Source organism: Paenibacillus curdlanolyticus YK9 (genome assembly GCF_000179615.1).
GTDB lineage: Bacteria > Bacillota > Bacilli > Paenibacillales > Paenibacillaceae > Paenibacillus_T > Paenibacillus_T curdlanolyticus.
This window is the reverse complement of sequence record NZ_AEDD01000014.1, coordinates 21021-33456: the sequence shown is the minus strand read 5'-3', so window position 1 is coordinate 33456 and position 12436 is coordinate 21021. Positions and strand designations below refer to the sequence as shown.

At 55.8% G+C, this 12436-nt stretch carries 10 protein-coding genes; 2 read left to right on the top strand and 8 right to left on the bottom strand.

Annotated features, from left to right (window positions below; all coding sequences use genetic code 11):
- Window positions 1-204: 204 nt before the first annotated feature.
- The 3 genes from PAECUDRAFT_RS22405 to PAECUDRAFT_RS22395 are packed head-to-tail and all read right to left on the bottom strand — an operon-like array spanning window position 205 to window position 3861.
- Complete coding sequence (locus PAECUDRAFT_RS22405) at window positions 205-1134, bottom strand: ABC transporter permease (RefSeq protein ID WP_006040447.1); 930 nt, start codon at window positions 1132-1134, stop codon at window positions 205-207.
- A gap of 1 nt (window position 1135) precedes the next feature.
- A complete protein-coding gene (locus PAECUDRAFT_RS22400; protein WP_006040446.1) occupies window positions 1136-2239 on the bottom strand; it encodes an ABC transporter permease in 1104 nt (367 codons plus the stop codon).
- On the bottom strand, window positions 2236-3861 hold the full coding sequence (locus tag PAECUDRAFT_RS22395) for an ABC transporter ATP-binding protein (RefSeq protein WP_006040445.1): 1626 nt from the start codon (window positions 3859-3861) through the stop codon (window positions 2236-2238). The genes PAECUDRAFT_RS22400 and PAECUDRAFT_RS22395 overlap by 4 nt, the downstream gene beginning before the upstream one ends.
- A gap of 293 nt (window positions 3862-4154) precedes the next feature.
- On the opposite strand from PAECUDRAFT_RS22395, the gene PAECUDRAFT_RS22390 reads away from it, so the two are divergent.
- Entirely contained in the window at window positions 4155-5141 is a 987-nt protein-coding gene (locus PAECUDRAFT_RS22390) for an aldo/keto reductase (RefSeq protein WP_006040444.1), read from the top strand.
- 187 nt (window positions 5142-5328) lie between these two features.
- Here the strand turns inward: PAECUDRAFT_RS22390 and PAECUDRAFT_RS25040 are convergent, their stop codons facing one another.
- The 5 genes from PAECUDRAFT_RS25040 to PAECUDRAFT_RS22365 all read right to left on the bottom strand — a co-directional run bounded on the left by PAECUDRAFT_RS25040 (window position 5329) and on the right by PAECUDRAFT_RS22365 (window position 11275).
- Window positions 5329-6480, bottom strand: a complete 1152-nt coding sequence (locus tag PAECUDRAFT_RS25040) for an LpqB family beta-propeller domain-containing protein (RefSeq protein WP_006040443.1) — start codon at window positions 6478-6480, stop codon at window positions 5329-5331.
- A gap of 113 nt (window positions 6481-6593) precedes the next feature.
- Window positions 6594-8015, bottom strand: coding sequence for a sensor histidine kinase (locus PAECUDRAFT_RS22380; protein ID WP_006040442.1), 1422 nt, complete (start codon window positions 8013-8015; stop codon window positions 6594-6596).
- Window positions 8012-8701 carry a response regulator transcription factor gene (locus PAECUDRAFT_RS22375; RefSeq protein WP_006040441.1) on the bottom strand — a complete coding sequence of 230 codons (690 nt, stop codon included), beginning with the start codon at window positions 8699-8701 and terminating at the stop codon, window positions 8012-8014. Before PAECUDRAFT_RS22375 ends, PAECUDRAFT_RS22380 begins: the two co-directional genes overlap by 4 nt.
- Before the next feature lie 111 nt (window positions 8702-8812).
- Complete coding sequence (locus PAECUDRAFT_RS25035) at window positions 8813-10234, bottom strand: HNH endonuclease (RefSeq protein ID WP_006040440.1); 1422 nt, start codon at window positions 10232-10234, stop codon at window positions 8813-8815.
- 231 nt (window positions 10235-10465) lie between these two features.
- Window positions 10466-11275, bottom strand: a complete 810-nt coding sequence (locus PAECUDRAFT_RS22365; RefSeq protein WP_006040439.1) for an imm11 family protein — start codon at window positions 11273-11275, stop codon at window positions 10466-10468.
- A 210-nt stretch (window positions 11276-11485) separates the two neighbouring features.
- On the opposite strand from PAECUDRAFT_RS22365, the gene PAECUDRAFT_RS22360 reads away from it, so the two are divergent.
- Entirely contained in the window at window positions 11486-12076 is a 591-nt protein-coding gene (locus PAECUDRAFT_RS22360) for a thioredoxin family protein (protein ID WP_006040438.1), read from the top strand.
- Window positions 12077-12436: the final 360 nt, after the last annotated feature.

Below are 12436 nucleotides of genomic sequence, written 5' to 3'. Positions count from 1 at the left end.
ATGACATTATCCTCCACCTAACATTCAATCTATTAAATTACATTTGCGATATTATTATGAAATATTTCACCTCGCTGTTAAAGGGGGGGTATTTTGTAACATTTCCACTTTAAATGTCGCACTATCGCCTTTCATGACAAAAAGCCCGCTCTCGCAAGAGCGGGCTTCCTTCCCATATCCCCCTTCGAATCGATGACACCAAACCTACACCCGCTCCTCCCGATAATACGGAACGCCCAGCGCCTGCGGCTGGCCGGACGGCTTGCGCCGGTTTTTCCAGCCGAGGAGCATGAGCACGACTATTGTAATCACGTATGGCAGCATTTTGAGAAAATAGGGCGGGATCGCGTCCGTTATCGTCTGAATCCGATAGCCTAACGCTTCGCACGCCCCGAACAGGTACGCGCCGAGCAGCGCTCGAACCGGATTCCAGCGGGCGAAGATGACAAGCGCGACGGCAATCCAGCCCCGGCCGGCAGTCATACCCTCGATCCAGTTCGGCGAGAAGACGAGCACGAGATAAGCGCCCGCCATACCCATCAGCATCGCGCCGGCGATGACATGCCCGTACCGCACAAAAGCGACGCGAACGCCCATGGCATCCGCAGAGGAAGGACTGTCGCCTACTGCACGCAGGTTAAGCCCCCATGACGTGCGATAAATATAGAGCTGCAGCACTGCGACAAGCAGGAAGCTCGCCCAGACGAGTACGTTTTGCCCCGCGAATAAGTCGCCGAGGACGGGTATCGGTTCCAGCCACGGCAGCTCTATATTAGGTACCCCTGACGGGACGGGCAGTCCCGCAAACGGCTTTCCGAGAACCGCGCTGAGCCCTGTTCCGAACAGCGTGATCGCCATACCCGATACGGTTTGGTTCGCCTTCAACGTGACGCATAGCACCGCATGAAGCAGACCAAGCGAAGCGCCCACCGCCATAGAGGCGACAATGGCAAACTGCCAGCTGCCCGTTCGGGACAGCGCGATGATCGAGACGACCGCTCCCATCAGCATGACGCCTTCTGTACCGAGAAAAATAACGCCGCAGCGCTCCGAAAGAATGCCGCCAAGCGCCGCGAATAACAGCGGGGTGCCGGCAGACAGCGCAGCAACGAGCAGCGCCGTTGTGAAGTCCATGCTATTCCCCTCCCGTTCGAAGCCACTGCAGCCGATAGCCGCGCAGCTGCTCGCCGCCGATCAGAAACAGCAGTATCGAGCCTTGCAGAATGAGCGACATCGAGGACGGCAAGCCGATCATTTGGACGCTATAGCCCCCAACAATGACCGCGCCGCACAGTACGGATGAGACGATTAAGCCCCAAGGGTTCAGCTTCGCCAGCCAAGCAACGATAATGGCCGTATAGCCATAGCCCGGGGAAATCGCGTACATCAGGCGATGCGACACGCCTGACACTTCAGCCATGCCCGCTACACCCGCCAAGCCGCCACTGATGAGCATAACGAGCCAAATTTGCTTTGTCACGGAGATGCCGGATTGACGCGCCGCCTCCGGATTGGCGCCGAGCAGCCGCAGCTTATAGCCCCATGTCATCCGGCTCATGATAAGCGCATAGAGCAGCACCGCGCCGAGACCAAGAAACAGCCCGATGTGAAGCCGGCCTGAGCCGATCGTCGCCAGCTGCATCCAGGCCTCGAACACCGGCGTCCCCGGAAAATTGAACCCTTGCGGATCTTTCCACGGACCGAAGACGACATAGTTGAGCAGCAGCAGCGCAATGTAGTTGAGCATCAAGGAGGTGATCAGTTCATTGACTTGAAAATGGGTGCGCGGCACTGCCGCCATCAGCCCCCATATCCCGCCCGCGACTGCGCCAGCGATAAGCATCAGCGGCAGGTAGGACCAGTGCGGCAGGCCGGGCAAATACATCGTAACCGCCGTCGCCGCAATCGCGCCAACGACGAATTGTCCCTCCGCCCCTATGTTCCAGATTGAGATGCGGTAGGCGAACGAGACGCCGAGGCCGCATAGCAGCAGCGGAATCGCCTTAACCAGCGTCTCGCTAATGCCATTCATGGAGCCGAAAGCGCCGATGGCCATCGTGCGGAACACGGATACCGGATTGATGCCATTGATCGCGATGAACATGCCGCTGAACAGCAGCGCCAGCACAACTGACAGCACAGATACCCATATACCGGAGCTTGTCGTGGCTGCCGCACCTTGCTTTCTTACAACTACCCGATACTTGCCGCCAGGCAGCATGACCGCTTTGCCGTTCATCGGCCTCCGCCCCCTCTCCCGTTCGCCCCGCTACCTGCCATCGACAAGCCAATCTCCGTACGCGAAGCTTCGGCGGGATCAAACTCGCTCTGTGCGACGCCGTTATAGGCCACAACAATCCGGTCGGATAGCTTCAGCAGTTCGTCCAAATCCTCCGAAATGAGCAGCACCGCGCTTCCTTCGCTGCGCAGCTTCAACAGCCACTGATGAACGGCCTCGGCTGCGCCGACATCGAGTCCCTGCGTCGGATGAACCGCCACCATCAGCAGCGGTCGCTGCTGCAGCTCGCGGGCGAACAGCAGCTTCTGCTGGTTGCCGCCCGACAGCATCCGCACAGGTGCCCCGATCCCGGGCGTCCGCACGGCGAAGCGCTCCACGATCTCTTCCGCCCACGCCACATTAGCCCGCCGACGCAAAAATCCAGCAGTCGAACGCTGCGGGCTAGCATACGATTTCATGAGCAAATTGTCGGCAACGCTCAATGTGCCCGCCATGCCGGACTTCATCCGATTTTCCGGCACATGGGCGACGCCGCGCTTGATCATGCCCTGAATCGTCATCGCGTGCAGCCTCTCGCCATTGAACATCACGGTGCCGCCCGTCCGCTGCTGGCTTCCCGCGATAACCTCGGCAAGCTCCTTCTGTCCATTGCCGGCAACGCCTGCTACGCCTACGATTTCGCCGCGGCGCACGGTTAAATCGAAGCCTCGCAGCGCCAGCTCGCCATGATCGCCTAATGCGGTGATGGCCTCAAGCTTCAGCAGCGGCTTGCCGACCGCCGCCGTTCGCCGCTCTAGCTTCAGGCTGCTGCCTGCCGTCCCCCGCCCCATAATCCACTCCGCCAGCTGCTGCTCATTCGTATCGGAGGCGCGAACCGTTCGCACTAGCTGACCTTTGCGCATCACGGAAATCCGGTCGCATGACGCCATAACCTCACGCAGTTTGTGCGTCGTCAGAATAACGGTCTTGCCGTCCTTCTTCAGCTCGCCCAGCGTTTCCAGCAGACTCTCTGCCTCTAGCGGCGTCAGCACGGCTGTTGGCTCATCCAGCACAATTATGTCGCATTGCCTATATAAAGCTTTCATGATTTCGATGCGCTGCTGCTCGCCGACCGATAGCTGCCACACGGGCCGATCCAGCGGAAAGCTTAGCTTGTAACGCTCGCATAATGCTGCGATCTCCGCTGCTTTTCGCCGTTTCCAACCCCTGCCCCGCCAGATGGCACCAATTCCCCCATTCTGTCCGAGCACGATATTTTCCAGCGCCGTCATGGACGGTACCAGCCGAAAATGCTGATGCACCATGCCGATGCCGCAGGCTGCCGCATCCTTCGGCGAACGAATCCGCGCTTCCCTTCCGCTTAGCTTCACCGTCCCGCTGTCTGCCCTGTAGATGCCAAAAAGCACGCTCATCAGCGTGCTCTTGCCCGCGCCATTCTCCCCAAGCAGCGCGTGGATTTCCCCTTTCTCCACCAGCAGGTCCACGCCGCTTAGCGCGACGGTATCCCCGAAGCTTTTGCATATGCCCGTCAGCTCCACAGCCAAATTCCCGCTCCCCCGCTGTCCGTCTAGTTCAAGGGTAGCCGTCTGAACGATGCTTGCAGCGTTCGATTTGCCCACCATGAGACTCACCTCACCCGCGCCTCGCGATTTTACTGCTAGTATAGTAGCGGCACAGAGGCAGCTCAATACGCCGCCAGCTTTTTTATCGCTGCATACAAAAGAAACAAACGCCGTTGTGCATGCGCTACAAACTTGGGCAGCCCGCTCGCTGGCCTTTCGCCGATTCTGTCGAACAGCTAAAAGCTAAACATCTTCGGCAATAGCATGCACGGTTGTACCGCTTGCGGCGCGCCGCTATAATAGGACAAAACTAGAATAGCGATTAGAAGCTCGTAAACGAGGAGGAGCCACTTATGAAAAACCGTTATTTGGGCAAAAGCGGGCTGAAGGTATCTGCGCTTGGCCTTGGCACGAATGCATTCGGCAAACGAGCGGATGCCGCCGCATCCGCAGCCATCCTTCACTTGGCGCTTGACCGCGGCATTAACTTCATCGATACAGCCAACATCTATGCCGGAACCGAATCGGAGCGTATTATCGGAAACGCACTGAAGGGAAGAAGGCAGGAGGCCATACTGGCGACCAAAGCCGGGCTGCCCTGCGGACCGGGCGAGCATGACCGCGGCTCATCCCGCCATCATCTGATGCGCGAGCTGGAGAACAGCCTGCGGCGGCTGCAAACGGATTACGTCGATCTGTACCAAATCCATACGTTCGACCCGAACACGCCGCTGGAGGAAACGCTTCGCGCGCTGGACGACATGGTCCGTTCCGGCAAAGTCCGCTACATTGGCGCTTCCAATTATGCGGCATGGGAGCTCATGAAGGCGCTCGGCACGAGCGCACAGCTCGGCTTGAATCGCTACGTTGCAACCCAAACGAGCTATTCGTTAGCCGACCGAACGCCCGAGACCGAGCTTGTGCCGCTATGCCTCGACCAAGGCGTCGGCATCATCCCTTATTTCCCGCTTGCGGGCGGCATTCTCACCGGCAAATACGCTTCGACATCGGGGGCGGGAGCCGTGACGCCTGCTGGCTCGCGAGTAGATACAGATCCTAGCTTCGCGAGATTTCTGAGCGAAGAGCGGATCGCGCTTGGCGAGCAGGTCGCATCGCTCGCCGAAGAAGCTGGCTGCACGCCAGCGGTGCTGTCGATCAGCTGGCTGATGCAGCGCCCTGCCGTGGCGACGGTCATCGTCGGCGCGACCAGCGCGAAGCAGCTGGAAGCTAATCTCGCGAGCGTCGAGCTTCAGCTAAGCGAAGCCATGCTCCAGCAGCTCGACGAGCTGAGCGTTTCGTTCCGGCATGGCGAGCCGTTCGCCGTGTATCGGCTTAGTTGAAGATAAGCTTGGAGGAATGAAGCGTTCCTCTACCCGAGGCATAGTTGCTGATGAGGGGCTCAGCACGAGCGTCGGCTCGGTGTCCGTGCTGCTGGCGCCCCTGCCCAGCACGAAAAAACCTCTCCGACTGCCTTCGCTAAGCGCAAGGGCAATCGGGGAGGTTTTCTCGTTTTTCACAACCGCTTCATTACTTCAGCTTAATCACATACGTCACGACTCGGTTGCCCTTGTCATCATTAATGAATGTCGATGCGACCAGCTTCTTGCCAGATGGACTCCAAGCGACCGGATCGCTTGCATAAGGAACATCGATCGTAGCGAACGTCGTCTTGCCTGTCGAGGCATTGGCGACGACGATGCCCTTCACGCCGTTCTCGGCCTCATCAATGAGATTATACGCAAGCTTCGTGCCGTCAGGCGACCAGCTCACGCCGAAAATTTGCGTTCCTGTCGACAGCGTCTTCTTCACGTTACCTTTGAGATCCGTAATAACTAAGGTGCGTTCCGTATCGCCCGTCATCTTCACGATAGCCAGCTGGTTGCCGTCTGGCGATGGCATTACATTTTCGACTTTTGCGCTAATCGTCGACGTCTTGCCGCTCTTCGGCTGGTAGGCTTTCAACGTCAGCATGTCGGTGTAGTAAAGGACGCCTTGGCTCATAACAGGGTTCATCGCTCTGCCTGCATCCGATAACAGCTTCTCCGTATTGCGATCAGGATGCGCCGCAAATACCTGCCCCGGTATGCCCGCGAACACGACCGTATCGTCGCCATCCCATACGCCATCACGAATCGGGACGAGCTCCTCGCTCACCTGCTTCTTCTCGCCAGTCTTCAGGTTCAAAATATAAGCGTACGCCGACTCCTCGATATTCATCTTGTAGAACATGTAGGCTTTGCTTGGCGACAGCACGGCGAAGTTCGCATGCTTATTGTTCTCGTCCGCGACGAGAAGTCGTTCCTTGCCAGTATTCAAATCGTATGCAAACAGATTTAGCGGGTATCGCTTCTCGCCTTCCACCGTGATCGGCGGCCGCTCTTTGTTTTCCCGGGAAATAATGATCTCGGATTCTGTCAGCCAATCCATCCCCCGAACGCCCTCGAACTTGTCAATTCGATCCACCTCGACAGCTTCCTCCACCGGTTTCTTCTCCGGGGTTATGACGTTGATTTCCTTATCCGGCTTCTGAATGACGACGCGCTCCTCGCTTGCGGAAGAGCTGCAGCCCGCCAGCAAGCTGATTGCGATACCCGATGCCAGAAGCATCATCGCGCTTCGCCGACCGCCCATTGCTCCCCGAGTGAATTCCCGGTCCCTTTTCGTATGATGCAGCTTCATTGTGCATTCCTCCTGCTTATTGAACGTTATAAGCTGATTATAGGGAGCGGTTGTTTCCTCCTCGTCTCGCCATGTTTCCAAAATGTAAACTTATTGCGTCTTCCTTCAACATCTTAATCCAGCAAGGGCAGCTTAACGATGAACGTGACGCCGGAATCGGCATTATCCCCATTCGCTTCCCAGTCGATCGTCCCGCCTTGCCGGACAACGATCTCTTGCACGATGGACAATCCAAGCCCCGTTCCGCCGCTTTGCCTCGAACGATCGGGACTGACCGTATAGAACGGCTCGAACAGCTGCTCCCTCGCTTCCTCCGGAATGCCAATGCCGGTGTCTCGAATCCGAATAACAGCCTGCTTTTCCTCCGCTTGAAGGCTGATCTCCACCCTGCCGCCCGCTACATTGTATTTGATCGCATTGTCGATGAGATTCGTGAATAAATGGACGAGGCTGTCCCGATCCGCCCACACCGTCGCCTGCTGCAGCGTCCCGCTGCTAATTAGCTTAACTTCTGCCTTCGCCGCCAGCGCTTGCATCTGTTTCATGCGGTCGGCCAGCAGCTCATGCAGCTTCACGGGCTCCGCCGAATCGCTCCATTGCTCGTAGCGTTCCAGCGCCGACAGCTGCAGCACATGCTCGACCATGCCGTACAGCCGCTCGGATTCCCGGCGAATATGGCCCGAGGCTTCGCGAACCATTGCCTCGTCCTCCGCATACATAGCGAGCAGATCCGAATAGGCGAGCATCGAGGTCAGCGGGGTTTTGAATTCATGGCTAATGTTATTGATAAAATGTTTCTGCCGCCCGAAGTTTCGCTCGATCTCTTTGCTCATATAATAGATACCTTCGCTCAGACTGCCGATTTCATCACGCCGCTTAAGCGTCGGATTCGCTAGATAGCGCCCCGTCCGAATGGCGTCCGCCGCTTCCGTCAGCTTGCGGATCGCGCGTGCGAACCGCGTAAAATACGCCAAGCCAAGCAGCACGCTAACGAGCAGCGCTACCCCGCCGGCTTGCCAAATAAGCGTTCGGATGCTTGTCAGGAAAGCGCGGTCCGCAGATATCGAAGCGTTCACCTGTACGATGCCCAGTCGGCCATCCGGCCCTTGCAGCGGCGTGAAGTAACGAACCGTCGTGTCTGTTTTCTCATAGGCGGTCTGCCCGTCCATCGCAAAGGCCAGCGTATCTGCCACATTCGGAGCCGGGCTTGCGCCGCTCACCGGAACCGAGTTGCCGACCTCTTGGCCGTTGCGATCATATAATACGATCTGCGTGCCGAGCATCTGACCGATTTCGCTCGCAAGCGCGTCTCCCTGCCGTCGCATAAACGTAAGCGGCTCGGTTCGCTCGCCCGTCACATACGTCTGCCGCACGCGGATCTCCGCAAGCGCGCTGCGCTGAGCCAATTGCGATTCCAGGTCGCGCTGCTGCTTCCGTTCAATCCCTTCCAGCACAAGGAAGCTTAGCGCTGCAACAGTCAGAACAAGCAAGCCCGCCATGAACAGGCCAAGCTTCCACCGAATGCCGATTCTCATGTCCGGCTCGCCGTCCCCTTATAGCCGACGCCAAATACGGTCTGCAGCAGCGCGGCATGCTGCGCGCCTAATTTTTTGCGCAGCCGCTGCACATGGATGTCCACCGTACGCGTACCGCCCTCATAATCGATTCCCCACACGAGCTCCAGCAGCTCGTCGCGCGAGAATACGCGATCCGGCTTGCCGAGCAGCAGCGCCAGCAGATCAAACTCTTTGGGCGTCAGCTCGATCGCGGAACCGTCTGCCGTCACCGTTCGGCTATCCGTCCGAATGAGCAGCCCGCCGATTTCGATGCCTGCCGCAGGCTCCACAGCTTTGCCCGCTTCCAGCCTGCGCAGCAGCGCATTCGTTCTCGCCAGCAGCTCCCGGATGTCGAACGGCTTCGTCATATAATCATCCGCCCCGAGCTCAAGCCCCAGCACTTTATCCACAATATCGTTCTTAACCGTCAATAGAATTACGCCCGGACGCCCAGACGTCGGCAGCCTTCGGCAAACATCGAAGCCATTCAGCTTCGGCATCATCACATCGAGCAGCAGGACATGCGGTTGGAACGCCGCCACAGCCGCCAGCGCTTCCTCTCCATCAGACGCGACCTGTACCTCGAAGCCCTCGCGTTGAAGCGCATAAGCAATCGCGCTTGCGATGCCTGGCTCATCGTCCGCAACCAAAATTCGTTTACTCATCTTCATCCCCCTAGCAAAAAAACGACGCTGGCTGTCCGCTGACACGGGACCATCGTCGTCCATTGAATGTCACTTGCATGCCGCAAATCGGCTTTCTTGAATGAGCCGTTGTTACTCGTCCTCGAATTCTTCTCCATCATCCGGGAACGGGAAGTCCAGCTTATCCGCTTTAAGCAGATTGCATTCGCTGCATGCGCACACGCAGTTCATCGGCGAGGACAAGCCTCCCTTGGACTTCGGCATCACATGATCGATCGTGTCGCCATACTTCCCGCAATAGCGGCAAACATAGTTGTCGCGCTGCAGCACAAGCAGGCGGAAATCGCTTTTGGTATAAAGCTTATGAATGAGCCGCGGATGAACGATCCCCGCCGCGCCTTCCTTCACCATTCGAACCGCAATGTCCTTCTCGATTTCCGTATGCCATCGCTTGCCGGTCTCGCGACGGCCGCGAAGCCGAATCATGCCCGTTCCCTTATCGTTCAGAATAGCCGCATTGTAGGAGAATGGGCCGTGGAACGGTACGATCCGCTTATCCGGCGGACGAACGGGGATTGGCTTTGCTTCCGCTTCCCCCTGCGGCTCAGAACCTGAAGCTTCCTCGCGCTTTTTCTTCCGTCTGCGCCGTTTCCGCTTGCGTTTGCGCGGTGCCGCTTCCTCTTCTATTGCTTCGTCTAGGGAGTCGTCCGCCGTTTCGCTTTCCGCCGCATTATCCGAAAGTAGCGCTTCCCGCTCCAGCGCCGATGCCGGTTGTTCGCAGTCGTCCTCATTCGCCAGCGCAGACGTCGACACTTGCTGTTTTTTGTTCCGTTTTCGCCGCTTCCGCTTCTTCGGACGAATAGTGGATTCACTAGCCTGCTCTTCCTCGGATGCAACCGCTTCCGGTTCGTCAGACGATTCCATCGCTTCAAGCGAATCTGGGCTCACTGCCGCTAAGCTTGCCTGTTCCAGTTCGCTGCCGCTAACGCCCGCTTCCAGCTTCGCTTTCTTCCTGCCGCGCCCCCGTTTACGCTTCCGCTTGCGCTTTTTCGCTGGGACAGCCTCGTCCTCATGCTGATGGAGCGCGCTACCCGATTCCAGCAGCTGCGCCTGTTCGCCCACTTCCGCCGAATCCGTCTGCTCGTGCGCCGACTCCAGCATCGGTTCATTTATGTTCTGCTCATCTGCTGCCGCGCTAGAAACGGCTTTCGAGGCTTTCTTCTTGCCGCGTCCCCGCTTACGCTTGCGTTTACGTTTCTGCTTAGAAGGCGCCGCCTCCGGCACCTCACCGCCGGAACCTTTCGTCATCGACGAGCTGTCGCTCTCGTTTCGTTCATTAGAAACTTGCTCCGCTTCGCCGCCCAACTGCTGCTCCAACCCATCCTCAGCCGATGCTGCCGCTTCCCCCGCTTGCTGCCGATGAAGCGCATTCACCTTTTTGCGCGTTCGCAAACATGCACGGCACACGCCTCGTCTGGTGCTGCGCCCCGACCGCTTCGGATAAGCTTCAAGCGGCTTCTCGGCGCCGCAGCCTTCGCATTGTTTCATCTCCATGCCATTCCCGCTCCGTTCCCCATTGTGCAGCATCCGCCATCGACCCATGCAACCTTTTCTTCATGTTAACGAAAATCCGATGACATCGCAAGGAAGCGCTGGGAATGTTCCCCGTAAAGCAAGGAGAAACGTATTATTTCCATTTGATTTGTTCAAATCGGTTACTCTATCAACAGAAAAAGAACCATGCTGTAAGACTTGGTTCTTTTTAACGATGGATAAATATTTCGGTTATCGTACTGTTCGCTCAATCACATGCCACTGTTGTGCTAGTAAAATAGGCGGCATATATGTAGGCATTAACCAGTGAAATTCGCAATCATCTCCAAGTTGACCAAGCCAAAGCCTTCCTCGTTCATCGCGCTGCATCCGCCATCTGCCGCTAGCCACAGCACTGTTCTCTAGCTTCTCTATTGCTTCATCATAAGTAAACTCCGGTCCCTTGTTGCGTTCAACCTCAGAGAGGATATTTTCATAACGTTGTTTACGTTCTTGCTCCATCTCTTCCGTATATTCAGAGTCCCAGATCTCGGTAAATACAAAACCTTTAAGCTTTGCTTTCTGAACGGCTTGGACAATTCTTTCGGTTACAAATATTTTTGTTGCCGTCAGTTCAGGAACAATAAAGACATTCGTATCTGATGGGATTAAAGTCTCATGAAATACTATTTTCTTATATCCTAAGAATAACTCTTCTGAGATTGGCACCGATTTTTGTTTATCAACACAATCAAGCACTTTCGTTACATTGCCAAATTGGATTTCATATTCATCGTACTCCACCGGTAAAAACTCAACATCATTCATCATTAAATGCGAAAGGCATTCAAATGATTTGTTAGAGAACACCATCACTCCGCTACCAAAACTTGTAAAGTCTAAATATTTACCCTTTTTATATGTTTTAACTTTCATTGGTTCCCAAATGGAACTTACAGATAACCCATTTGCTAATTGATAGAAAGGATGGTTACCACTATAATCAGCACCATAAGTCAATTCTCTACTTTTCTCATGTGAATTCATTTCCCAAATTTTCATATCTTCCTCCATGTCGTCCTGCTTTGTACGCGAAGTTTATTAATAAGTACTTGTACCTGGAATTTGGGAAATTATTTCATAAATATTTTTACTACATCTTATATTAGGGTCGGCCTCCTCTTTTATCAAGATGTTTAGAAAACCATTGTCTCTATGTTGAATCACCCCTCATCCTCCCCTTATACTCATGGTAAAAGGAGGGATTTCCCCATGTCATTCACGCTTCAGCTCGGGCAGCAGGCACCGGACTTCTCGCTGCCTGCTACGGACGGTCTAACGTACTCGCTTGCGGATTTTGCCGATAGCGATACGCTCGTCGTCTTCTTCACCTGCAATCACTGTCCCTATGTCGTCGGCTCCGATGAAGTAACGCGCGCAACAGCAGAACGGTTCGCTTCCCGCGGCGTCCGCTTCGTCGGCATCAACAGCAACAGCAACAGCGTAGCGACGAAGCCGCTCGATGCGTTCGAGCATATGGAGACGCGCATGCGGACGAATAAGTTCCCATGGGTGTATGTCCGCGACGATTCGCAAGCGGTTGCCAAAGCGTACGGCGCGCTGCGCACGCCGCATTTTTACGTACTCGATCGCGATCGCAAGCTGATCTACACCGGACGCGGGGTCGATTATCCGCGCGACACAACCTTAATAACGGTAAATAACCTCGAGGACGCGCTTCACGAGCACCTGAGCGGGCGACCGATCACCGTACCGCTAACGAATCCGATCGGCTGCAACATCAAGTGGGACGGACAAGATGAGCATTGGATGCCGATCGAGGCCTGCGACCTCGTGCTTTAATGAAAGAACGTTAGCAGCTGTAAATAAAATGAGGGTGTCCCCTAAGCGTGAACTTGGGGACACCCTATTTTAATAACTAAAAGTGCTTTAACGGACCCAGCGGCCCTTATTTGCTCAAAATCAGCCGCATTTGCGCCCTAACGGACTCAGCGGCTCTTATTTGACCGAAATCGTCCCCACGTGGCACTAAAATGGCGAAATAAAGGCGATGAGGTCCGTTACATTTGCAACTGGCGCATTTGCAGCGCAATAACGGCTCTGCGGTCCGTCCCTCGTATTTAAGGGTTTATCTCACGAATGCTCTGCCATTCACAGGATTTCAACAACTTAGATGGCAGATACAGTGCAGAGTTGTAGGGG